Here is a 21,443-nt window from a genome sequence, read left to right on the forward strand (position 1 = left end):
TTCCGCACCACCGGCGCCTAAAGCGGACCGCCCACCAATAAGCGAGAGCACCTGTGCAAGGGACACATTGGACCACAGGAATAGCTGCGCTGGCCCAGACCCGCACGCATGACCTCCATAACGAGGTGCCCATAGGCACCTGCTGTGACGGTGGGCGAGCATGTGGAGAACGGCGCGGACGTAGCGGCTCTGCTGCTCTTGCAAGGGCGTCCCAGTGGCGAACCCGTCATCCACTACGGCCCGTTCGCGATGAACTCGCGGCAAGAAATCCAGCAGCTTCGTCAGCTGCCCGTGGCCGAGCAACAACCCCGTCAACCCGCTCAAGGAAGGCAGCTTCGCGCGGCACTCCAACGGCCGCCTCGAACGGCTGGCTTGACGGGCATGAGGGGAATCCGCCGCAGAATCCCCCCCTCAACCGGGCTAGTGACACGTCCGACCGGCAAAAAATCGCACAAGCCCTTGATTATATTGGACTTTTCGAACGCAAAGCCGCTCCTGATGTGTTGTTTAAAAACAGAGCAGTGTGACACCGTCTGGAGGTCCCGCGATGGCTTCTTCGCTCCAGGAGTTCCTGCGCCAGTCAGGCCCCACCCTGTCGTCCCACCTCTGCACGTTGCTCCAGGGACAAGGCATTCCAGCCGCCACGGCTCGCAAGCGCATTGAGCGCGCACCTCCGGAGGTTCAGAAGATCAAGAACCTCCGATTTCCCCACAACGAGCGCTTCGTCTACCTGAAGGAGCAATGGAACACGGAGGAGTTCTGGCAAGCCCTCCTCAAGGCGCTGGACGACACCGGCTCCGTCTACGGGCTTGCGCTCCACGCGCTGAAGGCGAGGGGAGGCCTCGTCCCCAGGAAGCACTTCAGCATCATCTGTGGCAGCCCGGAGTTCCTGAAGAAGCATGTCCCTGCCCAGGGCGTGCTGGAGCGTGGGCTCGATCTCCGCCTGTTCCGTCTCCAGACACACGCCCGGCTCGGAGAGTGCGTGACCTTTGGGGAGCGCCTCCCGCTTCCGTCAATTCCCCTGAACGCGGTTCGCGCCCGGCGACTGACCGAGGATCTGCTCCTCAATGCACTAAAGGAGTGGCTCCGGAACCTCGGCCTGGGCAGCTACGAGTCGGTGAAGCTCCGGAGCGATGAGGCTCCGGCGGAGGAGCAGCCTCGCTTCGGGCAGTTCCGATGGGACCTGACCGCCCCTTCCTACATGCATCCGCTGCTCACATTCGACCGCCGGAGCAAGTCGGGCGGGAACCCGGGATTCATCGTGGCAGACGTCGTCCTCGGAACGACGCTGACCGAGCAGCAGGTCGAGGTTTTCCTCCACAAGTGCGAGGTGATGCGTTACCAGAGGAAGACCCGGCCATTCCTCGCCTTCTTAATTGCCGACCACTTTGAGCGGCAGGCATTCGCGCTTGGCAGGAACCGGGGGCTGGTCCTAGCCACGCCGGGGGCCGTGCTGGGGGAGGACGTGGGGACCGCGCTGCAGACCCTCCTCTCCACGCTTACCCATGCCACCGACGCGGTGGTCCAGAATCCGCTCGTGGTCATCGACCTAGTGAACCGACTCAGCAAGATCGAAGGCGCAGCGGGAAATCTTCGCGGCGCACTTTTCGAGATGATCATCGCGCACCTAGTCCGTGTGAACGAGGGAAATGAGACCCAGCTAGGCGTGGGAATCACCGATCCGACCACGGGTGCACGGGCCGAAATTGATGTCCTGCGCACCAAAGGAAGCCAAGAAGTAGCGGTCTACGAGTGCAAGGGCAAGTCGCCGAACACGCGAGTCTCCCGTGAGGAGGTCGAGAAGTGGCTCAAGATCAGCGTGCCGCGCATTGACGCATATCTGCACGCCCACCCGAACCATCACGCCTGCCGAGTCCGCAAGTTCGAGTTCTGGACCAGCGGCACCTTCGTCCCGGAGGCGCGCCAGCTACTGCAGCAGGCCAAGGCGTCAACAAGAAAGTATCAGATCGACTTCCGCGACGGCGAGGGCGTGCTGGAGTACGCGCGCGACATCCGGGACACGCACTTCCTCGAGCTGCTCAGTCAGCACTTCCTGAAGCATCCGCTCGCCCAATTGGAACCCGTGCCCTCGAACAATGCCACTGCCCCATCGGCGCCTCCTCCGGCCAACGCTCCGCAGATGCCGCCCCCCACCGCGCCTGTGAGTTCCGTCGCCTTATCGAATGAGGTGCGCGCCCCGTGAAGCATCAGGTGAGCGTCACCCGCTTCCGTGGACACCCCCGATGTGATGGAAGGGTGTTCGATGTCGGAGCGCGAGAAGAAGAGGCGGCAGCGACGTAGCTTCACCCCGGAGTTCAGGTCCGGAGCGGTGAAGTTGGTGCTTGAGGAGGGCAAGTCCGTCGCGGAGGTGGCGAGGGACTTGGACCTGACAGAGACGGCCTTCCGGCGGTGGGTGGAGCAGGCCCGGACGGACCGGGGCGAGGGCAAGCCGGGTGCCCTCACCAGCGAGGAGCGGGCGGAACTCTCCCAGCTGCGCAAACGCGTGCGGCAGCTGGAAATGGAGAAGGAGCTACTAAAAAACGCGGCGGCCTTCTTCGCGAAGGAGATGAAGTGAAGTTCCGCTTCATCCACGTGGAGAAGGCCTCCCTGTCAGTCGCATTCCTGTGCCGCCAGTTGGGCGTCTCCCGCTCCGGATACTACGCCTGGGCGAAGCGGCCTGAGCCCCAGCGCCGACAGCGCGACCGCGAGCTGTCCGTGGAAGTGGCGGCCATTCACCAGCAAAGCCGAGGTACCTACGGCAGCCCCTGAGCTGCCCCCGGTCGTCGGAGAAGGCGCGGCGCGGCTTCTGCTCGACGTGCGGGGCCTCCCTCTTCTTGGACCCGCTCGACACGCGCATGCACGACTGGATCGGCATCGCGATGGGCGCCTTCGAGGGACCCACGAACACGACGGTGAAAATGCACATCTTCGTCGAAGAGAACGGCGACTCCTACGAAATCACCGATGGGTTGCCGCAGCATGAGAGGTGATTGTTATTTGTCACTTCTCTGCCGAGCGCATATCGCGAATCGATCGCTTCACCGTCGGCCGGACGCGTCGCGCTCGCGATCGGCTGGGGCGAGCAGCCCCGCGACCGCGAGCGCGCGTAGCGCCAGGGCGCTTACGGGGTCGGCGGCACGATCTCGCGTGCCGAGGGGTAGGCGAAGTCGACCCGCCGCCAGCCGTCCACGCGGAACGTCGTCTCCCAGCCGGCCCACGTGGCCGCCCGATCGTAGTGACCGGTGCTCTCGCCGTCGCGGTCGTGCCATTCGGTGAAGAGGCGGAACTCGTTACGCGGCGTGCCGGAGGCGTCGAAGGGATTGGTGTCGAGGAACAGCAGGTTCCGGGTGCCGCCCTCGACCAGATACGAAACCACCTTCACGCCGAGCCAGCGACCTTCCTGCAGTTGGTAGTCGAAGGAGGGTGTGAGCGAGAGGTGGTCGTAGGTCGGGTGGTCGAGCTCGCGGTAGGCCTGGGGCGAGGCGCCGCCGAACGGGACGTCCATGCCGACGCAGCTCGAGCGCGCCACCTCGGGCTTCGTGTGCTGGCCGCCGCGCATCTTCCAGGACATGGAGTGGTGCGTGCCGTTGTCCTCGTGGACGCGCACGTAGACGGTGGCCTCGAAGTTCAGGAGATCGTCGGGGCTGCCGATGAAGCCGTTCTCGAGGGCGCCGTCACGCCAGGTGAAGGACTGCTCGCCGCCGCCGGGACGGAGGTGGAGCCGCACCGTCTTTCCGGCGGGCTTGCCGCTCGCGTACGTGACGCGGTGGCCGGTGGTCGACCAGTAGGGGACGCCGGATTCGAGGCCGGGCGTGGCCTCGTCGCCTTCCATGTCGAAGAATGGCTCGGAGTCGGTGGGGTCGCCGTCGCCGAGGTGGAAGCTGCTGCCGGAGGGCTCGGAGGGGAACAGCATCCCCACTCCGTGCGGACCGACCTCCGCCACGGGAGCGGGAGGAGTGGCCGGGGCGGCGAGCGCAGGAGCGGCGGTGCCAATGACAAGCGCGGAGATGAACGAAGCTCTGAAGAAGTTTGGGATCGTCATGGACGGCGCGAACCGCGTGCGGTGACGAGATCATCCCGAACGGGGGGGCGGCGAAGCGTGCGGGTAGGCGAGCACGCGGCTCTATGCGCGGAGCCCGTTCGACTGCCTTCCCGGGTGCGTGCGTGCTCCGTACAGCCGACGAGCCGAGCTTCTCACTCGGGGAAGTCCTTCAGCCGCGGCGGCTCACCCAGAGGAACGCTGCTCCTGGACGAGAGGAGCACGGAGCTCTCGTGGTCGGCGCGCGCACCGCGCTCCGACCACGAAGGTAGCGGAAGCGCCGCCTGCGACGCTGCCGATGATGTCGATGGTGGGCACGAAGACGAGCGGACCGAGGGGAACGGGAACGAGGGAGATGGAGGCGACGTAGAAGTCCCGCTCGGAGTCGAGCGTGGCGGCGCCGCGGGCCTCGATGTCCGCCCAGAGCGATGGGCTGACAGCGAACTCCGCCCGCGCCTCGGGGAGCAGAGCCTGGATCGCGCAGTTGGGGGACTTCGCCGGAGCTCAGCCGGGGGTTCTCCACCGGCGACGAGAACGACTCGCCGCTCTTCGACACCGGCGTCGGGACGCTGCTCTTCAGCGCGGACGGCGGCGGGACGGGGTTGGAGCCCTGGGTGACGGACGGCACGCCCGGACGGACGGGGCTGGTCGCGGACCTCTCTCCGTTGGGGGGCTCCAACCCACAGGCCTTCACCCGAGTGGGCAGCACCCTCTTCTTCCGGGCCCGCTCTGACACGCGAGGCGACGCGCTGTGGGCCATGCCCGTCACCGTGGACTTGCCCCACGCAGGAAGTCCACGCCCGCTGATGCACCGCGATGTGCGAGGCTGGGGCCATGTCCCCGGAGGTCCTCGCGCTCCTGCTCCAGAACCGCCAGCGCTTCCTCGCCTTCCTGACACCCCACGTCGGGAGCGTCGAGGCGGCGGAGGAGGTGCTCCAGGCCGCGCTGCTCAAGAGCGTGGAGCGCGGGAGCACCCTGCGTGAGGAGGAGCGGGCGGTGGCCTGGTTCTACCGCCTGCTTCGCAACGCGCTCATCGACCGCTACCGGCACGAGCAGCGCCAGGGGCGCGCCCTGCGGGCCTTCGCCGAGGAGAGCCCCCTGTCCACCGCAGACGCGGCGGAGCTGGAGCGGACCGTCTGCGCCTGTGTCTCCACGCTCACCACCACCCTGAAGCCGGAGTACTCCGACGCGCTCCAGCGGGTGGACCTGGACGGGCAGACCCTGGCGGAGTTCGCGGAGGCGGCCGGCATCACCCACACCAACGCGAAGGTGCGCCTCCACCGGGCCCGGCAGGCGCTGGGCCGGAGGCTGGAGCAGTCGTGCGGAACCACTTGCTGCCGCAAGGGCTGCGTGGACTGCCCCTGCGAGGAGGCGGGCGGACTGTAACCGGGGCCCAGGCGCGTCGTCAGGAGGGAGAACTGGAACGAAGGAGCCGTTCTCCATGGCGGGACACTCGCACTCGCACTCGCACTCCCACTCCCACTCGCACTCTCACGGGCACGCGCACGCCGCGCCCGACTCGCACAGCCGTGCCTTCATGCTCGGCATCGGTCTCAACCTGGCCTTCGTCGGCGTCGAAGCCACGTATGGCATCCTGTCCGGCTCGCTCGCCCTGCTGGCGGATGCGGGGCACAACCTGAGTGACGTGCTGGGGCTCGTCCTCGCCTGGGGGGCGAGCGCCCTGGGCCGGCGCAAGGCGACGGAGCGCCATACCTACGGCTTCCGGAGCGCCACCATCCTGGCCGCGCTGCTCAACGCCTTGCTGCTGCTGGTCGCGGTGGGCGGCATGGGCTGGGAGGCGGTGCGGCGGCTGGGGCAGCCCGCCACCGTGTCCAGCTTCACCATCATGTCGGTGGCGGGCGTGGGCATCGTCGTCAACGCGGCCACGGCGCTGCTCTTCTGGAAGGGCCGCGAGCGCGACCTCAACATCCGAGGCGCCTTCCTCCACCTGGCAGCTGACGCGGCCGTGTCGCTGGGCGTCGTCCTGGCGGGTCTCCTCATCTACTACACGGGTTGGGCGTGGCTGGACCCGGTGGTGACACTGGTCATCGCGGGCCTCATCTTCGTGGGGACGTGGGGGCTGCTCAAGGACTCCGTCAACCTCGCGCTCCAGGCCGTGCCGGGACACATCGACGTGCGTCAGGTGCGCGAGCGGCTCATTCAGACTCCAGGGGTGTCCGAGGTCCATGACCTGCACGTCTGGGCCATGAGCACCACCGAGGCCGCGCTCACCGCGCACCTCGTCATGCGGGAGCCGCGGCTGGACGACGCCTTCCTCGACGACGTGAAGCGGCGGCTCCATGACGAGTTCGGCATCGAGCACATCACGCTCCAGGTGGAGGAGGGGGCGCTCACGGGTTGCTGCCAGCTCGCGTTCGAGCCTGCCTGACGCGGCGGCGCGGAGCCGGCCGTGGTGCGTGGCGAAGGCCTCGTAGGTCTCTGGGATGTCCCGGATGCACATGTGGCGGCCCATGGCTTGGAGATGTCGTAGGCGCATAGCGCATAAGACGAATAGGGACTCAGTTGAGGGTGGCGGGCAAGCTGACGGAGATCGCCACCGCGTATATACGCCTGCCCATGCCGCCTGCGCGGCGAGCCGTGACCTGGTCAGAGCACAGCCATGGCCGCCTTGAACGTCAGTCCGAACAGCACCAGTGACGACAGCACGAAGAGCGCGAAGCGCAGCTCGATCTTGTTGATGAGCGCCTGCACCAGGCTATGCACCACGCGCAGGCCCACATAGCTCCAGGCCAGTAGCAGGTTGAGGCCAGTTCCTTCGCCCAGCAGGGCCAGTGCCAGGGTGATGGCGTAGAAGATCGTCGGCTGCTCCATCAGGTGGTTGTAGTTGTCGGCCTTCCAGCGCACCTTGGCCGGCAGTTGGCTCATCTGCTCGCCGCGCGGTGCATACGGGTCGGGTTTCATGCTGACCTTGAACATGGCCGGCAAGCGAGTGGCATACATCCATGCCCACATGACCATGGACCAGGACACGAGCGCGACGATGGGAGCGAGAATGGGGCTGTGCATGGTTCCTTCCCTGCCCCATGCCGCGGCACGGCGCAACTCGTGGCTGGCCACCTGAATCCGGCACACTTGCCTCCGGGTACGCGGGGGGCCATTCGACAGAGGGTGGAACGCTGGCTGACGACCACGCTTCTCGCTCTCAGGGCTAGCTGACCCGCCTGCAGTGAGACACCTCGCCGAAGGTGCAGGTCGTCGAAGCAATCGAAGTGGCGAAGACATGGACCAGTCGACCCGTGGGCCATGTTCGAGGCTGAGCCCGGGCGCACCGGGAACGGAATAGTCCCCGGAAATATCCGGCGCGGGCTCCGTTCCCATCGCTGACAGCCTTCACGACCCCGCCGAGGGCCCTCGCTCCTGCCAGAGCCTGGGCCCGCGCGGTGCACCTTCACGCTGACCCAGTGGCCCACGTACATCGCCAAGGCAGACGCGGCCTGTGGTGCGTCCACGGGCCCCCCCCGTGCCCCGACCCGTCCAAGCCCATCTCCACCACGAGCCGTCACAACAACTTCGGCAATGACGTGGCCACCGCCTGCAACGCGAACCCGCTGTTCCACCCCGCGGACACCTCACTGAACTCCGTGAAGCTGGCGGCAGCCGCGAAGTGGGCGACGATGACGCCGAAGAACTACGAGCCCTCGCCGCTCTATGTGCAGCAGCCGCTCTGCCGCGCGTGTGACGACCTGGCGCTCACTGCCGCATCTGCCGCCGTGCAGGTCACCGCCAAGTACGACTGTCTGGTGAAGCAAGGGCTCGCCTCGGGTCTCCCTGCCGGAGCCGGTGGCGCGCAGCTTCGCACGGAGGTCGTCTCCCGGCTGAAGCTGCTCTTCGAGGCGCACGGGCACCAACTGACGCCCGCGCAGGTGCAGTTCATCCGTGGTCTGTACCTGTCCGACCCGTCCGCCAACACGAACTGCAGCGCGGGCTTCATCCCGCCGTCCACGCCCGGCTGCGGCACGAGCCTGACGGCGCTCACCGCCCCCCTCCTTCATGTGCGCCAGCACCCACCGCCAAAGCCGCCCGGGAGGCAGGAGGGGGACAGCGGGGCGGTCAGCTTGGAATGCAACGGGCGAGCGTGTCGCAGATTCGCGTAAGCTCGTCCGGCGTGTGCGCGGCGAACCCGAGCCGAACGGCGTCCAGGCGCCCCTTGGGAAGATAGGTGGAGCCTGGGGCCATCAGCAGGTGCTCCTCACGCGCCCTTGCCACCAACGAGTCGATGCTCCCCCTGCGCAGGGTCAGCCACAGCGCCAACCCACCCGCCGGCACGGAGTAGTCGAAGCACTCGTCGAGCGCAGGCGTCGCGCGGAGCCGCGAGAGGAGGTGATCTCGGCGTGCTTTGTATTCTCGACGGGCTCGCCTCGCGTGACGCTGGAGTGTCCCGTCTTCGAAGAGCTCCGCGATGGCGTGCTCGAGGACGACGTCACCTTGTCGTTCGAGCAGCTCACGCGTTTCCTTCAGCTTGCGAATGCACTCCTCCGACGCGACGAGGTAGCCGAGCCGCACGGTCGGCGCGAGCAGCTTGGACAGCGACGCGATGTAGACGACGCGCCGCGAGCCTCCGGTCGCGTGGAGCGGCAGCAGCGGCTCACCTTCGAAGTGGTACTCGTAGTCGTAGTCGTCCTCGACGATGGTGAAGTCGAAGTGCTCGGCAAGCTGCAGCAGCTTTATCCGTCGTTCCGGCGTCATGGAGACCGACGTCGGGTACTGATGATGCGGCGTCACGTAGACAGCCTTCAACTTGCCCGACAACCTCCGCGCCGTCTTCTCGAGGACGTCGGTCCTCAAGCCCTCGCCATCGATGGGGATGTACGAGACCTTAGCCCCCGCAAACTCGAACGCGCGCCACGCAGGTGCGTAACCTGGCACCTCCACAGCGACCACGTCGCCACGTTCGAGCATCGCCAGTGCGTAGAGACCGAGCGCGCCCTGCGCTCCACGAGCGAGGAAGATCTCATCGATGGTTGTGGAGAGCCCGCGAGCCTGATTGACGAAGCTCGAAATCACTTCGCGGAGGCTCGGATCTCCTGCTGCGTCGCCGTAGCCCGCCGCCGCTCGGCTGAGTGAGCGAAGCGCCCGCGCGTATGCGCGCGCCAACTCCGCCTGCGGCGCGAGCCGAGGGTCCGGCAACCCATCGGTTATCGACACGAGGGAGGTGTCCCGACGGGGCCAGGCCGTCTTGCGCTGCGTGGGCAACTCGACGTCAGCGATCGCCGAGCGCGGTAGGGAGGCCGCCACGCGCGTTCCAGAGGCGGGGCGCGTCTCGAGCCATCCCTGGGCGACGAGCTCGTCAACCGCCGCGACGACCACCTTCCGATTCACCCCGAGCTGGTCTGCGAGGGTTCGGCTTCCTGGTAGCATCGAGCCCGGAGGGAGCCTCCCGCGCTGGATCTCGTGGATGAGCGCTCGGGTGAGCTGCGTCTGCTGCGTTACGGACGTGTCCCGTTCGAGGGTGAAGTCGAAGCGCCACGGTCGCCTAACTGGACCCTCGCCATTATTGACTCTGGGGCTGTCCATGGGGCCAGTCTCCCGCTACTCACGAACTCGCGCAAGGACGTGCGCGCTCCAGGAGGTAGCCATCAGCACCCCGGCATATTCACCTGCGTACAGCGTCGAGGACTTTCGGCGCAACCTGGCGACTGTTCGCGGGCGCATCGCCGCTGCGTGCGCGCGCGTCGGTCGCGATCCGGTCGAGGTCCGTCTCCTGCCGGTCAGCAAGACCATGCCCAAGGCCCGCATCCGCATGGCCTACGCGGCTGGCTGCCGCGAATTCGGCGAGAACAAGGTCCAGGAGGCGTTGGGTAAGGCCGAGGCGATGGCAGATCTCACCGACCTGCGGTGGTCGGTGATCGGGCACCTCCAGACGAACAAAGCGAAGGTCGTCGCGCGCTTCGCCAGCGAGTTTCAGGCGCTGGACAGCCTTCGCGTCGCGGAGGCGCTCGATCGACGCTTGCAGGTGGAAGGGCGCGCGCTCGACGTGTTGGTGCAGGTCAACACGTCCGGTGAGGCCAGCAAGTTCGGCCTGCCGCCGGATGAGGTCGCCCGCTTCGTCCGCGAGTTGCCCGCCTTCTCCTCGCTGCGCGTCCGTGGGCTGATGACTCTCGCGCTGCTGTCGGCCGATCCGACGCGTGTGCGTCCGTGCTTCACGCTGCTTCGGGAGCTGCGCGCGCGGCTGCGTGAGGAGGCGCCGGCTGGCATCACGATGAACGAGCTCTCGATGGGGATGTCCGGCGACTTCGAGTTGGCTGTCGAGGAGGGAGCTACCATCGTGCGCGTGGGGCAGGCGATCTTCGGCCCTCGCGAGCTGCCCGACAGCCACTATTGGCCTGAGCCGAACGCGACCTCAGACCACACGTCGTAACGACCGCCGAAGCCCCCGCCTCATCCATGCCGAGGGCCTCAAGCACAGCCGAGACGCGCTTCGACGGTCATCTGTCGATCAAGCGAGCGACATCCGATATTCGATCACACCAGGCTTCTCTCCGATCCAATCGTAGAGTCGTTGCGCCGTGAGATTGGTTTCTTGAGTATGCCAGTAGAGACGCCCGCAATCCTTTGCGCGGGCGCGCTGCTGTACGAACTCGATGAGCTTCTTGCCTACTTGGCGTCCCCGTGTCTCTGGAGCGACGAAGAGGTCTTCGAGGTAGCAGAAGTCATTCTGCGCCCACGTCGAACGGTGGAAGAGATAGTTGACAAACCCAACGATTCGTTCGCCGTCCACCGCGACGGCCGAGTGCATTGGCTCGCGGTCGTCGAAGAATCGCTCCCAGGTCGCCTGGGTCACTTCCTCCGGCAAAGTGATCTTGTAGAATTCCAGGTAGCTCTTCCAGTACGGCAGCCATTGTTCAAAGTCGCCCCTCTCAACGGGGCGAACGATCGTGTGATTCTTCTCGCTCATTCCAGCGCTCCTTGTCGTTGGTTCTTGTCAATTTCAAACGTGAAGGCGCGCGATGCTGGGCATTGCCCTCGTCGCTCGCCTGCGGGAATCGAACCTTCCACGGTCGGGGCTATTACCCTGTCGCAAGTCCCGTGACATGCTCCAGAATTGAGAACTGGACGGGTCCAGATGGACGGGCGCTCCAATGGCTCGCCGCCGGGGTGTTCTCATTCTGGAGTCTCCCTCGATCCGACACGTTCTCCACGCGCACGACAACGGCATACGTGCGGCAGCACGGCCTCACCCGATTCCTCGAGGACGCGCGCATTCCGCTGGGCTCCAACCCTGTGGAGAGAGCGCTCCGCGGCGTTGTCCTCGGTCGCAAGAACCACTACGGGAGCCGCTCGCATCGGGGCACCGAGGTGACCGCCGTGTTCTACTCCCTGCTTGAGTTCGCGAAGCTGTGCGACATTGAGCCCAAGGACTACCTCCTGTCCCGTCTTCTTCTCGAAGGCGGCGCTCGCAACAGTCAGGAGTGCCTCGAACTCGATCCCCTTGGGGACTTCGCGCATGAGACGAATAGGGACTCAGTTGAGGGTGGCGGGCAGGAGCAGAGGGGACGAGGAGGGCAGCTGACGGGGGCGTCCGAGCTGTGAGCCAGGCCGGTGGAGAGGCCGCTTGAGCCCCCTTGGGGTACACGCCTGTCCAAGCCGCCCTCCCACGAGGGACGCGGCAGCGCGTCGCGGTTGATGCTCGCGTCGCCGGTGAGCATGCCCACGCTCTCCAGCGCCTTCTAGAGCAGCCACCGATTCGAGTCCGCTGGGAAATCCGACACTCGTGCCTCACGGACGGTCCGGGCCCCGACGAAGGCGCTGGGGCTCGGTCCACCCCGCGTCATTGTCCACGCACGCCAGAACGATGTGGCTCGCAAGGGCCGTGTGCCTACCGTTGCGCGACCTTTCAACCAACAAAGGGGCAGCCTGATGTTCCATCCGTGGCGTCTTGCCTTTCTCGCTGCCTGGGCCTCGTTATCGGTCGCCCAGGCACAACCAGCCTCCGTGGGACAATGGACCCCCGTCCAGAAGTGGCCGTACTCCGCGGTCCACACCCACGTGCTCCCCACCGGGAAAGTGATGTTCTTCTCCGAGTTCGGGGACGGAGACACCCCCACGCTCTGGGACCCGCAGACCAACGTCCTCACCACGCTGCCCAAGGCGGGCTTCAACATCTTCTGCGCGGGCCATGCCTTCATGCCGGATGGCCGGCTGCTCGTGGCCGGTGGCCACATCACGGATGACTCCGGCCTGCCCTACGCCGCCATCTTCGACCCCTTCAAGCTCACCTGGACGCGGCTGCCGAACATGAACGCCGGCCGCTGGTACCCCACCGTCACCACGCTCCCCAATGGGGACATGCTGGTGATTGGCGGCGCCAAGGAAGACAGGACCAAGAACCTGATTCCCCAAGTCTGGCAGACGTCGAAGAACTCCTGGCGCAACCTGACGGGCGCGAGCTTGGAGCTCATGTACTACCCGTGGATGTTCGTGACTAGCACGGGAAAGACGCTCATGGCGGGGTACTGGAAGCCCGCGCGGTACCTCGACACGAATGGCACCGGCGCCTGGACCTCCGGGCCTCGCACCAACTACGCCCGCAGCCGCAACGCGGGCAGCGCGGTGATGTATGACGACGGCAAGGTGCTGATCACCGGTGGCGACAATCCCCCCACCAACAACGTGGAGGTTCTCGACCTCAACGCCGCGAAGCCCGCCTGGCGCACCGTGCGGCCCATGCGCTACGTGCGCCGCCAGCACAACAGCACCGTGCTCCCGGACGGCACGGTGCTCGTCACCGGCGGCCACAGCGGCCCCGGCACCGACAACCCCAAGTTCCCCCGCCTGGAGACGGAGCTGTGGAACCCCGTCACCGAGCAGTGGTCGGTGCTGGCGCCCGCGTCGGCCTATCGCGGCTATCACTCCACCACCGTGCTGTTGCCGGACGGACGCGTGCTGTCCGCGGGCAGCCGCAACGTCAAGACGATGCAGGTCTTCTCCCCGCCGTATCTCTTCAATGGCCCGCGCCCCACCATCTCCTCCGCGCCCGCGTCCATCGCCTATGGAGAGACCTTCCGCGTCAACACCCCCGAGGCGGCCAGCATCACCATGGCGTCCTGGGTTCGCCTGGGCTCCGTCACCCACGCCTTCGACGAGAACCAGCGCTTCATGAAGCTGCGCTTCACCGCCAGCGGCGGGGGGCTCAACGTCGTCGCGCCGCCCAACCCGAACGTGGCGCCGCCCGGCCACTACATGCTGTTCCTGCTCAACTCGAAGAAGGTGCCGTCGGTCGCGAAGATCATCCGCATCGGCGGAGGAGGCACGACGCCGCTCCCGACCGAACCTCCTCCCAACACCGGCTTCACCGCGGTGGCCTTCGGCTCCGAGTGGAAGTACGACGACCGCAACGTCGACCCGGGCTCCGCCTGGACGTCTTCTGGCTTCAGCGACGCGTCCTGGAAGAAGGGCCCGGCCCAGCTCGGCTATGGCGAGACGGACGAGGAGACGGTGCTGACGAAGACGACGCCGGCGCAGCCCACCGTCTACTTCCGCCGCAAGTTCACCGTCCACGGCATGGTGGAGCAGGCCACGCTCCAGGTGATTCACGACGATGGCGTGGCGGTGTTCCTCAATGGCACCCAGGTGTTCTCCAAGTATGTCGGCTCAACCGCGCACTCGGCCTATGCCTCCGGCACAGCTTCCGACAACACCTTGAGCCAGACGCCCGTCTCCGGCGCCCGCTTCGTGATGGGTGAGAACACGCTGGCCGTCATGGTGAAGCAGGCGAACGCCACCTCCAGTGACCTGTCCTTCGACCTGGAGCTGAAGGTGACCACCGACGGCATGCAGCACGATGCCCTCTTCATGGAGAGCCCCAACGGCGGCGAGACGCTGCGCCCGGGCAACGTCCAGATGCTCCAGTGGATGACCCACGGCGCGGGCGTCGACAACGTGCGGGTGGAGTTCTCGCCCGACGACGGGGCCAACTGGACCCTGGTCGACCAGGGTGTCCCCAACATCGGCTTCTATGAGTGGACGGTGCCGAACACCGAGACGTCCAAGGGCGTGCTGCGAATCTCGGACGCCTCGCGTCCGGACATCAGCGACCGCACGGACCTGCCCTTCACCATCTCCCGGACGCCCCAGTTCCAGGCCATCGCCTTCGGCGAGTACTGGAAGTTCGATGACAGCAACGTGAACCCGGGCACGCAGTGGACGTCGGTCAACTTCGACGACGACGCATGGCGCTCGGGCCCCGCGAAGCTCGGCTATGGGGACGGGGACGAGCACACCGTGCTCAACAAGACGAAGCCCCTTCAGCCGAGCGTCTACTTCCGCAGGAAGCTCACGCTCGGCGAGGCCATCCGCACCGCCAACCTCCGCGTGCTGCATGACGACGGCGTGGCCATCTGGGTGAACGGGACGCTCGTCTACTCGCGGTACGCCGACGACGGCCTCGGCCATGGCACCTTCGCCAGCCGCGTGTTGAAGAACGCCGTCATCAGCACGGCCCGCTTCGACGGCTCTGCCTTCGTCGTGGGGGAGAACATCATCGCGGTGATGGTGAAGCAGGCCAACGCGGAGTCGAGCGACGTGGCGTTCGACCTCGAACTGAACCTCGAAGCGAAGTAGCCACCTCGCGGCCCCGGATGTGACTCAGAGCACCTTCACCGCTTTGACCATGTCCGGGGCCAGCTCCTCGTGGGGAGGATGGAGAACCCCAGCCGCTCGTGCGCCACGCGCGTGCTCAACTGCATCAGCCCCGCGTAGCGCAGGAACACCGTCTGCTCGGAGAGCGTCCGGAGGAAGCGCTCCATCTTCGGCTCGTCCTCCGGACGGATGGGCCGCAGCAGCTCCTCGCCACTCTTCATCTTGAACGGGGACACGTACTGCTGCGGATAGGGCTCGATGGCGAGCCTGGGCAACTCCGCTTCCGTCACGTCGGGCGCATCAGACGAATAGGGACTCTGTTGAAGGTGGCGGGCAGGAGCAGAGGGGACGAGGAGGGCAGCTGACGGGGGGCGTCCGAGCTGTGTGCCAGGCCGGTGGAGAGGCCGCTTGAGCCCCCTTGGGGTACACGCCTGTCCAGGCCGCCCTCCCAGCCTCGGGAGTCGATGTTGCTCGACGCGGCGGAGATGCTGATGGCGCGGCATGGGCTGTGGGGACATGACCCCGCGCGCAAGGAGGAGCAGCTGGCGCTGTTGCGAGCACTGATTGGAGAGGACGCCACCGCGCGGGATGCGGCGCTGCGGCGCGTCCTCGCCGAGCCCGTCAAGCCCTGGCCCTGAGCGGAGACGGCCGCTCTCGGATGTCTGCAATCACTCCGTCAGGACGAACTCGACGCGCTCCTGCTTCTCGGGGTTCTCCTTCAAGAAGTCTTCGAGGAATCCACGGACGACCGCGTCGTCCGCATGCCCGAGCCGAGCAACCCGGTACGCCCTCGTGAACTCATCCGAGCTGAAGATGCGCCAGTGGATGACCTCCAACCAATCCCGGGCCCGTCCCCGCAGGACGCCGAGCATCCCGATGACCGCTGAAACATAGTCATCGGCGCCGAACGACTCCGCCATGCCGATGATCACCTTCATCACGTCGCCCGCTTCCGCGTCATCATCGAGATACGACAGCATCACGGGCAGGTAGCGCCGGTCCTTGCTGCGCGCCATGTCTCCCAGGACGCGCGAGAAGGCATCGACCTCCGAAGGCGTACTCAACTTCGAACAGGACTCCAGCTCCTTGATCCACTCCACCGTGCCTCCATCCCACCGCGTGGCGCGTCCCGCTCGCAGGGTCAGCGCGCCCGCTTCACCGCGACGAGTCAGCCCGGGCTCGAAGGTCTCTCGCGTGTCATCCGGCGCCACCAACGCCACGCCGCCAGGCGCCACGTGCTCGGCCGCCGTCGCCAGCGCGGCGCGCAGGTCCTCTTCCGACGCCATGTACTCGATGGCGTCGTGGATGAAGACGGCGTCGAAGGTCCGCCCCAGCCGCACGGTGCGCATGTCTCCCAGCAGATGCTCGCACTCGGGGTTGAGCGCGATGCTGTGCGCGCGCATCCCCTCCGAGGGCTCCACCAGGGTCATCCTGAAGTCCCGTTTGAGGTGGCTCGCGTTGTTGCCACCACCACTGCCCAGCTCGAGCACCGTCTCCAAGGGCTTCGTCGCCGCGGCGCGCAGCAGCCGCAGATACTCGGCGGCCTCCTCGGCGTAGTCCGAGGGGGGCGACACCAGGGGCCACCAGTCGGCCAGCTCGTCATAGAGATTCATTCAGCCTCCCAGGAATGGCGGTGCCATCTCGTTTCGAGAGCGCTACGGCGAACACCAGAGCCGGACCGTCCGGTCCGCCCCCAGCGTGGCGAGCTGCCCGGTTCGAGCAAAAACGACTCCGATGATGGATTGAGGCCACTGCTCTTGCGCGATGGAGGTCCCATGCCCCGACAACCGCTCGCGAACCGTGAAGTCGGAGGTCTTCCACAACAGCACCTCGGACTCGACATTCCCCAGGGCCAGCACGGAGCTGTCGGGCGAAAACGCCGAGGCGAAGCCGCGCGGGAGCGACGCGCTCACCCAGCCCTGGAGCCCGAGGACTTCGACCGACGAGAAGCCAGTTCCATCCGCGCTGCCAAGCCACCGCCCATTGGGCGAGAACGAGAGGTCAGGCCCCCCCGCATTGAACCCCTGGTCGAACGTTTCGCTCACCGTGCCCGTTGCTACGTCCCGGAGCCAGATTCGGTTACGCCCGGAGAATTGGTTGGTGGCGATGAAGCGCCCATCCGGAGAGAACCCGATCACCTGATCCTCCTCCACGTCGACGTCCCGCAGGAACCTGCCTGTGGCGACATCGTTCAGGAAGAGCTTGCGCCCCTCGATTCTCGCCGACACCGAGAAGTCCGCGGAGAGCGCCTGGTCCAGGAACGGCTGGAGCCGCTGGCCGGTGACACTGTCGTAGATCGCCGCGTCCACGCGGACCTTTCTGAGGTCCGGACTGAACTGGATGCGCCAGGGGTTCGCGACAGCAGGCGCCTCGACGGCGCTCAGGTCCGCCGTCCTCCACACCCCCAGGACTCCATCCGCGTTGCCCGCGAGGAGTGAGCCATCTGGGGAGAACGCCACTCGCCCTCGCATCTGCGGGCCCAGGGAGAGGGTCCGTACGAGCCCCAGGTCCTGAAGCGACTGGATGACGACCTCGTTGCCCCAGGGACCACAGCTCTGCCCAGAGCCATTGCACCAGAAGGAATCGACCCCCAGGTCCAGGATGAGCTCCGTGCCGTCGCGGCTGAACCCGAGACGACTCACGCGGGACGCGCCCTGTCTGGGAAAGACGTGCAGCTTCGTCCAGTCCTCCACGCGGTAGACCGTCACACCAGCCTCGGCCGCCTCCGCATAGAACCGACCGTCTGGGGAGAAGGCGCTCGCGTCGAGGAGCAGCGAGTTCTCCGAGGGCTTGACCACCACGCCGGTGTCAGCGCGAACCACCCTGCCCCCCGACGCCAGGAGCGCGCCATCCGCGGACCAGGAGACCTGCCCTCCCGACAGATTGGGCAGGCTCCTCGGCTCGCCCGCGGCCGGAACACCGACGACCCACACGGAGTGGCGCAGGGCGATGGCCAGCCCTGCTCCATCCGGAGAGAAGCTCAGGGATTGGACGACCTGCTCGTACTGTCGCTGCCAGGAGCCCAGCATGCCGCCATCCGCCACGCTCCATATCTTCACGATGGCGGTCTCGCTCGTCGGGCTGTCGAACCCACCCGTCGCGATGAACGCGCCGTCCGCGGAGAGCGCCACGCTCGTCGTCCGCCCCGCGTGCGGGTGCGCGAAGGTCCGGACAGGAGCCAGGTCCGGAAAGCTCCAGACCCGAGTCTGCGTGCGGCTCGCCGCCGCGAGGATGCGCCCGTCCTTGGAGAACGCCACCCCCACCTGTTGCCCCGGGAGGTCCCAGAGCGTGCTCAGCCGGCTTCCATCCCGCCGGTAGAGGACCAGTTGACCCGACAAGGTGGCCGCGGCCAGCACCGTGCCGTCAGGCGACATCGCGGACGCGACCAGCGCGCCGGCCCCGATGGCTCCACAGGGCCGGAAGGGCGCGGCGCTCGACACCGGGGGAACCGGGATGGGGTCGGGCGTCGAGGGCGGACTCCCTTCCGAGCAGGCGCCAAGAACCACCAGGGCCAGGACAGCGGAATGGCCGATGCGCATCACCGTGAGACTCCTGTGCGAAAGACGGGCGCGGGAGGCTCTTCGGTTCATTCCAGGAAGGCAAGCGACAGTCAGTCGGCGCGCGTCCGTCCCGGAGCGCGTCTCAGGTCCGCAGGACGGCGACCGCTTCCACCTCGAAGAGCATCCCGTCCAGCGCCAGCCGGGGGACGGGAATCAGTGTGCAGGTCGGCTTCATGCCGCCACCCCAGGCCGCGTCCAGTTCGGGGCCGATGATGCGGAGCTTCTCCTCCGTGTGGTCCACTACGAGCATCGTGAGCTTGGCGACGTCGCCGACGCCCGCGCCCACGGACTCCAGGGCCGTGCGGACGTTCTGGAACGCTTGTCGCACCTGGAGGCGGAAGTCGGGCTCGAGCGCCCCGTTCTCACGCTCCCCTCCCTGCCCCGCCAGGTAGACGAGCCGGGTGCCGGGCGCCACCTGCGCCACGTGTGAGAAGCCATAGGGCGCTGGGTCGAACAGGCCCTTGGGGTTCGTCAGGAGCAGCGGCGACGTCTTCGAGGGTTCAGCGGTCTGTCCCATGATTCACCTGGATAGCGGAGGGAGGCCGCGACGGCGCTCCACCATCACGTGGCGCGTGATTCCGTCCCCACTCCGACAACGTGTGCACGGCATTGCTGAGCTCCGCGCCTGTTTGAGTGAGCGAGTATTCCACCTTGGGTGGCACCGAATCGAACACCGCGCGACCGACCACGCCGGCGGCCTCCAGCTCCCGCAGCTGCTCGAACAGAACCTTCTCGCTGATGCCGAGAACCTGGCGATTCAGCTCTCCGAAGCGCGTGGGCCCCAGATGCAGCGCCCATTCAAGGGTCGGCTTCCACTTGCCACCGATGACCGTCAGCGCCGTGCCGAGCCCGCAATCCGCAGCGCGCTGCTTTTTCGCCATGCTCCCACCTCCTCCTCATCCGGCACTTACAATCTTGTAAATACTTATCCTGAAACGCAATTCATCCGAATGACAGACGCACGCATCCAGCGCAGCGCACCAAGGGGCAGCGAACATGAGCAATCCACAGAGCGACGTGACGGTCATCGGTTTGGGCAAGATGGGCTCGGCTCTCGCGGGAGCCTTTCTGCGAGCCGGGCATCGGGTGACGGTCTGGAACCGCACCGCGAGTCGCGCCGGGGCCAGCCTTGCACTCGCCGTGGGCAGTCCCAGCTGCTCCAGTATCGCTCGCACCCCTCCCGCCTCCTTCTCGTACGCCAGCACCCGCCGCATGCCTCCACACCTCACGCAGGCGCATACGTCGAAGTCGAACGTCCTCCTCAGCAGTTCTGCCCTGTCCACACGCGCCGTCCTCTCCTTCATCGGCTCCTTCCTGCCCGCTGCCTGGGGTGCCACCCTCCCCTCCTCACCTCCTGCTTGGGGGAACGGGGCCTCCGCACCTGGGCGAGGTGCTGTCCCAGCGGCCCCGGGCCGCGCGCCTTCGCGGCGCTCGGCAAGACGCGCCATCCTGGAGGTCGTGTCGACGCGCACGCGGATGGACCACCCGAACGGGGTCTCGCCTGCTCCGCATGGCCCCCCGGGAGCTGCCACCCCCGGAGGGTCATGTCCGCGACCAGGACCCGATAGCGTCCGCTACCGACCCGGTCGCCAGACGCCGACGGGCTGATTACGGGCTGAGGGAGATGCTCCCCGACCAGTAGCCGTAGGAGTACGTGGTGACGCCATTGCGGGTGGTGCTCGCGTAGCTGCCCTGGGCCGGCTGGATGGTGACGGAGACCTGTCCGCCGGTGGCGGGAATCGCGCCCGCGTGCACGGCCGCCGCGCAGACATCCGAGTCATCGGTGTAGAGGTCCGTGCCCCATACCGACGCCCCGAGACTCACCGTCGGGCAGTTGCACCGGATGCTCGATCCGTTCTGCCCGCGGTAGGACATGATGTTGAAGCTCGAGCAGAGCGGCGGCGGCTGCGGCACCTGCGCCCCGATGAAGCGGAAGCTCCCCCCCAGGCGCCGTAGGAGCTCGTGGTGACGCCGTTGCGGTTGGTTCCGATGAAGGTGCTCTGGGCCGGCTGGACCTCGAGGACCACCGCCCCGCCGCTGGTGGTCATCACCCCCGCGTGCACCGCGGCGGTGCAGATGTTCGAGTCATCGGTGTAGAGGTTCGTCCCCCAGACCGAGCCCCCGCCCCCCGAGGAGCAGGTGCAGCGAATCTGCGCCCCCGTCTGCCCGCGGTAGGCCGCGACGTTGACGTTCGAGCAGCTCTGGGTGGCGCTCTGGCCATAGAGGATGTTCAGCGCGGTGATGTCCGCGCTGGTGAACTCGCCGGTACTGCCGATGTGGGGGCAGGCGTTCATGACGGACCCGTCCCAGACGGCGGTGGTCGGCGTTCCCGGGATGTGGATGATGCCCACGTCCTCGTCCCCTTCGACGCCGGTGTAAGGTGGCACGCAGCTGATGCTGCGATCATAGTAGTCCGTGTGGCGCAGGCCGAGGGTGTGGCCGAGCTCGTGAGTGATGATGTGCTCGTTGATGTCGAGGGGCTGGTCGTTCATCGCGGGGATCATGTTGATGGACCCGTAGGGCAGGCCGTCCGAAGGGAATCCCGCCCAGTTTTCTGGTCGGATGGTGGAGATCTCCGCAGCGATGGTCGCGGAGCAGCCGGTCGTCGGACCGCGCGCGAAGGTGAATCGCAGACCGAGCGCATTGTAGTTGCCGATGGCCAGGTCGAGTCCCTGGCTCAAGTTGGGAGAGCTGCTGAACGCGGCCGAGGGGTTGATGCAGATCTTCGTCACCTGGGCGCCGACGAGGTTGGTTGAGCGGTAGTGCTCGGCGCTCCCCGGGGGAGTCTGAATCATCTCGCGGGACGCCTGGAGCGTCACATGCGCGTCGCCGCTCACGAACACGGCCTCGTCGATGACGCGGATGTCATTGGCCGGATAGCCGGCCTCGATGAGGTTGGAGATGATCTCCTCGTTCTCCATCCGCGGGTCCATACCGCCGCAGCCGACCAGCAATCCGACACCGGTCACCGCGAGGACTGCTGTCTGCTTGAACATGGATGCTCGTCTATCTGACTGCGGGGAATGCGCGCCGTCCGGCGTGGGCTTCACGCCGTGGCCGCGCGACGCCTCATAGCGCGCATTCGCCGGGTCGACAGCTCAAAGGCTCGCGACACAGCGTTCCTCGGCATGTGACCCCCCCCGGGTATTTCAACGGCGTTCTTGTTCTCCCTCGCGTTGAGACTCCGCGGGTTCGGCCCCCTGGGGTGGACCTGTCCGCTTCTTCCTTCGTGCCGGGCGGCGCTT

22 protein-coding genes and 1 pseudogene are annotated in these 21,443 nt (G+C 66.8%); 12 read left to right on the forward strand and 11 right to left on the reverse strand.

Annotated elements, in window-relative coordinates:
- Nucleotides 1-162: 162 nt before the first annotated feature.
- From BHS09_RS39550 to BHS09_RS26715, 4 genes and pseudogenes are all read left to right on the forward strand, one after another.
- Entirely contained in the window at nucleotides 163-663 is a 501-nt protein-coding gene (locus tag BHS09_RS39550) for a pirin-like C-terminal cupin domain-containing protein (RefSeq protein WP_237078458.1), read from the forward strand.
- Nucleotides 548-2,203 (forward strand): hypothetical protein, encoded by a 1,656-nt coding sequence (locus tag BHS09_RS26700; RefSeq protein WP_140794328.1) that lies wholly within the window; start codon nucleotides 548-550, stop codon nucleotides 2,201-2,203. Before BHS09_RS39550 ends, BHS09_RS26700 begins: the two co-directional genes overlap by 116 nt.
- Nucleotides 2,204-2,263: 60 nt before the next feature.
- A pseudogene (locus BHS09_RS40350) lies at nucleotides 2,264-2,766 on the forward strand (transposase); the annotation flags it as partial.
- On the forward strand, nucleotides 2,766-2,990 hold the full coding sequence (locus BHS09_RS26715) for a GFA family protein (RefSeq protein ID WP_140794331.1): 225 nt from the start codon (nucleotides 2,766-2,768) through the stop codon (nucleotides 2,988-2,990). The pseudogene BHS09_RS40350 and the gene BHS09_RS26715, both read left to right, overlap by 1 nt.
- 131 nt (nucleotides 2,991-3,121) lie before the next feature.
- Here the strand turns inward: BHS09_RS26715 and BHS09_RS26720 are convergent, their stop codons facing one another.
- Nucleotides 3,122-3,913 (reverse strand): hypothetical protein, encoded by a 792-nt coding sequence (locus BHS09_RS26720; RefSeq protein WP_237077448.1) that lies wholly within the window; start codon nucleotides 3,911-3,913, stop codon nucleotides 3,122-3,124.
- Between the two features lie 942 nt (nucleotides 3,914-4,855).
- Here BHS09_RS26720 and BHS09_RS26730 point away from each other — a divergent pair.
- On the forward strand, nucleotides 4,856-5,425 hold the full coding sequence (locus BHS09_RS26730) for an RNA polymerase sigma factor (RefSeq protein WP_140794333.1): 570 nt from the start codon (nucleotides 4,856-4,858) through the stop codon (nucleotides 5,423-5,425).
- 151 nt (nucleotides 5,426-5,576) lie between these two features.
- Nucleotides 5,577-6,428 carry a cation diffusion facilitator family transporter gene (locus tag BHS09_RS26735; RefSeq protein WP_237079840.1) on the forward strand — a complete coding sequence of 284 codons (852 nt, stop codon included), beginning with the start codon at nucleotides 5,577-5,579 and terminating at the stop codon, nucleotides 6,426-6,428.
- A gap of 218 nt (nucleotides 6,429-6,646) precedes the next feature.
- On the opposite strand, the gene BHS09_RS26740 is transcribed toward BHS09_RS26735, so the two are convergent.
- A complete protein-coding gene (locus tag BHS09_RS26740) occupies nucleotides 6,647-7,066 on the reverse strand; it encodes an MAPEG family protein (protein WP_140794335.1) in 420 nt (139 codons plus the stop codon).
- A 515-nt stretch (nucleotides 7,067-7,581) separates the two neighbouring features.
- Here BHS09_RS26740 and BHS09_RS26745 point away from each other — a divergent pair.
- Entirely contained in the window at nucleotides 7,582-8,154 is a 573-nt protein-coding gene (locus BHS09_RS26745; RefSeq protein WP_140799473.1) for a hypothetical protein, read from the forward strand.
- On the opposite strand, the gene pdxR is transcribed toward BHS09_RS26745, so the two are convergent.
- Nucleotides 8,111-9,574 carry a MocR-like pyridoxine biosynthesis transcription factor PdxR gene (gene pdxR / locus BHS09_RS26750; RefSeq protein WP_140799474.1) on the reverse strand — a complete coding sequence of 488 codons (1,464 nt, stop codon included), beginning with the start codon at nucleotides 9,572-9,574 and terminating at the stop codon, nucleotides 8,111-8,113. The two genes, BHS09_RS26745 and pdxR, sit on opposite strands and share 44 nt — an antisense overlap.
- A 61-nt stretch (nucleotides 9,575-9,635) precedes the next feature.
- On the opposite strand from pdxR, the gene BHS09_RS26755 reads away from it, so the two are divergent.
- Complete coding sequence (locus tag BHS09_RS26755) at nucleotides 9,636-10,418, forward strand: YggS family pyridoxal phosphate-dependent enzyme (RefSeq protein ID WP_335929705.1); 783 nt, start codon at nucleotides 9,636-9,638, stop codon at nucleotides 10,416-10,418.
- Nucleotides 10,419-10,496: 78 nt separating this feature from the next.
- Here BHS09_RS26755 and BHS09_RS26760 read toward each other — a convergent pair whose 3' ends face one another.
- A complete protein-coding gene (locus tag BHS09_RS26760) occupies nucleotides 10,497-10,955 on the reverse strand; it encodes a GNAT family N-acetyltransferase (protein ID WP_140794339.1) in 459 nt (152 codons plus the stop codon).
- A 200-nt stretch (nucleotides 10,956-11,155) separates the two neighbouring features.
- On the opposite strand from BHS09_RS26760, the gene BHS09_RS38645 reads away from it, so the two are divergent.
- Together BHS09_RS38645 and BHS09_RS26770 are read left to right on the forward strand one after the other, a co-directional pair.
- Nucleotides 11,156-11,590 carry an IS66 family transposase gene (locus BHS09_RS38645; RefSeq protein ID WP_257792118.1) on the forward strand — a complete coding sequence of 145 codons (435 nt, stop codon included), beginning with the start codon at nucleotides 11,156-11,158 and terminating at the stop codon, nucleotides 11,588-11,590.
- Between the two features lie 402 nt (nucleotides 11,591-11,992).
- Entirely contained in the window at nucleotides 11,993-14,620 is a 2,628-nt protein-coding gene (locus BHS09_RS26770) for a galactose oxidase-like domain-containing protein (RefSeq protein ID WP_237079841.1), read from the forward strand.
- Nucleotides 14,621-14,655: 35 nt separating this feature from the next.
- On the opposite strand, the gene BHS09_RS26775 is transcribed toward BHS09_RS26770, so the two are convergent.
- Nucleotides 14,656-14,928 (reverse strand): hypothetical protein, encoded by a 273-nt coding sequence (locus tag BHS09_RS26775; protein ID WP_140799477.1) that lies wholly within the window; start codon nucleotides 14,926-14,928, stop codon nucleotides 14,656-14,658.
- A 174-nt stretch (nucleotides 14,929-15,102) separates the two neighbouring features.
- Here BHS09_RS26775 and BHS09_RS38650 point away from each other — a divergent pair, with 174 nt between their 5' ends.
- Nucleotides 15,103-15,276, forward strand: a complete 174-nt coding sequence (locus BHS09_RS38650; protein ID WP_161605173.1) for a hypothetical protein — start codon at nucleotides 15,103-15,105, stop codon at nucleotides 15,274-15,276.
- Between the two features lie 30 nt (nucleotides 15,277-15,306).
- Here the strand turns inward: BHS09_RS38650 and BHS09_RS26780 are convergent, their stop codons facing one another.
- The 4 genes from BHS09_RS26780 to BHS09_RS26795 all read right to left on the reverse strand — a co-directional run bounded on the left by BHS09_RS26780 (nucleotide 15,307) and on the right by BHS09_RS26795 (nucleotide 19,079).
- Nucleotides 15,307-16,251 carry a class I SAM-dependent methyltransferase gene (locus BHS09_RS26780; protein WP_140799478.1) on the reverse strand — a complete coding sequence of 315 codons (945 nt, stop codon included), beginning with the start codon at nucleotides 16,249-16,251 and terminating at the stop codon, nucleotides 15,307-15,309.
- A 42-nt stretch (nucleotides 16,252-16,293) separates the two neighbouring features.
- Nucleotides 16,294-18,177, reverse strand: coding sequence for a WD40 repeat domain-containing protein (locus tag BHS09_RS26785; protein ID WP_140799479.1), 1,884 nt, complete (start codon nucleotides 18,175-18,177; stop codon nucleotides 16,294-16,296).
- Between the two features lie 103 nt (nucleotides 18,178-18,280).
- Nucleotides 18,281-18,715 (reverse strand): RidA family protein, encoded by a 435-nt coding sequence (locus BHS09_RS26790; protein ID WP_140799480.1) that lies wholly within the window; start codon nucleotides 18,713-18,715, stop codon nucleotides 18,281-18,283.
- Entirely contained in the window at nucleotides 18,699-19,079 is a 381-nt protein-coding gene (locus BHS09_RS26795) for a winged helix-turn-helix transcriptional regulator (protein WP_140799481.1), read from the reverse strand. Before BHS09_RS26795 ends, BHS09_RS26790 begins: the two co-directional genes overlap by 17 nt.
- Before the next feature lie 160 nt (nucleotides 19,080-19,239).
- Between BHS09_RS26795 and BHS09_RS38655 the strand changes: the two genes are divergently transcribed.
- Entirely contained in the window at nucleotides 19,240-19,806 is a 567-nt protein-coding gene (locus BHS09_RS38655; RefSeq protein WP_237080467.1) for an NAD(P)-binding domain-containing protein, read from the forward strand.
- Here the strand turns inward: BHS09_RS38655 and BHS09_RS26805 are convergent, their stop codons facing one another.
- Both BHS09_RS26805 and BHS09_RS26810 read right to left on the reverse strand, forming a co-directional pair.
- Nucleotides 19,807-20,022, reverse strand: coding sequence for an LCCL domain-containing protein (locus tag BHS09_RS26805; protein WP_237079842.1), 216 nt, complete (start codon nucleotides 20,020-20,022; stop codon nucleotides 19,807-19,809).
- On the reverse strand, nucleotides 20,019-21,194 hold the full coding sequence (locus BHS09_RS26810; RefSeq protein WP_140799483.1) for a M57 family metalloprotease: 1,176 nt from the start codon (nucleotides 21,192-21,194) through the stop codon (nucleotides 20,019-20,021). Before BHS09_RS26810 ends, BHS09_RS26805 begins: the two co-directional genes overlap by 4 nt.
- Between the last annotated feature and the right edge of the window lie 249 nt (nucleotides 21,195-21,443).

The organism is Myxococcus xanthus, from assembly GCF_006402735.1.
Classification (GTDB): Bacteria; Myxococcota; Myxococcia; order Myxococcales; family Myxococcaceae; genus Myxococcus; species Myxococcus xanthus_A.

Bases quoted from the DNA above. Each gene is read 5' to 3' on its own strand.
- BHS09_RS26700 (WP_140794328.1), top strand. From the start codon at position 548: ATGGCTTCTTCGCTCCAGGAGTTCCTGCGCCAGTCAGGCCCCACCCTG.
- BHS09_RS26720 (WP_237077448.1), bottom strand. From the start codon at position 3,913: ATGCTGTTCCCCTCCGAGCCCTCCGGCAGCAGCTTCCACCTCGGCGAC.
- BHS09_RS26730 (WP_140794333.1), top strand. From the start codon at position 4,856: ATGTGCGAGGCTGGGGCCATGTCCCCGGAGGTCCTCGCGCTCCTGCTC.
- BHS09_RS26735 (WP_237079840.1), top strand. From the start codon at position 5,577: ATGCTCGGCATCGGTCTCAACCTGGCCTTCGTCGGCGTCGAAGCCACG.
- BHS09_RS26740 (WP_140794335.1), bottom strand. From the start codon at position 7,066: ATGCACAGCCCCATTCTCGCTCCCATCGTCGCGCTCGTGTCCTGGTCC.
- pdxR (WP_140799474.1), bottom strand. From the start codon at position 9,574: ATGGACAGCCCCAGAGTCAATAATGGCGAGGGTCCAGTTAGGCGACCG.
- BHS09_RS26760 (WP_140794339.1), bottom strand. From the start codon at position 10,955: ATGAGCGAGAAGAATCACACGATCGTTCGCCCCGTTGAGAGGGGCGAC.
- BHS09_RS38650 (WP_161605173.1), top strand. From the start codon at position 15,103: ATGTTGCTCGACGCGGCGGAGATGCTGATGGCGCGGCATGGGCTGTGG.
- BHS09_RS26780 (WP_140799478.1), bottom strand. From the start codon at position 16,251: ATGAATCTCTATGACGAGCTGGCCGACTGGTGGCCCCTGGTGTCGCCC.
- BHS09_RS26785 (WP_140799479.1), bottom strand. From the start codon at position 18,177: ATGCGCATCGGCCATTCCGCTGTCCTGGCCCTGGTGGTTCTTGGCGCC.
- BHS09_RS26790 (WP_140799480.1), bottom strand. From the start codon at position 18,715: ATGGGACAGACCGCTGAACCCTCGAAGACGTCGCCGCTGCTCCTGACG.
- BHS09_RS26795 (WP_140799481.1), bottom strand. From the start codon at position 19,079: ATGGCGAAAAAGCAGCGCGCTGCGGATTGCGGGCTCGGCACGGCGCTG.
- BHS09_RS38655 (WP_237080467.1), top strand. From the start codon at position 19,240: ATGGGCTCGGCTCTCGCGGGAGCCTTTCTGCGAGCCGGGCATCGGGTG.
- BHS09_RS26810 (WP_140799483.1), bottom strand. From the start codon at position 21,194: ATGTTCAAGCAGACAGCAGTCCTCGCGGTGACCGGTGTCGGATTGCTG.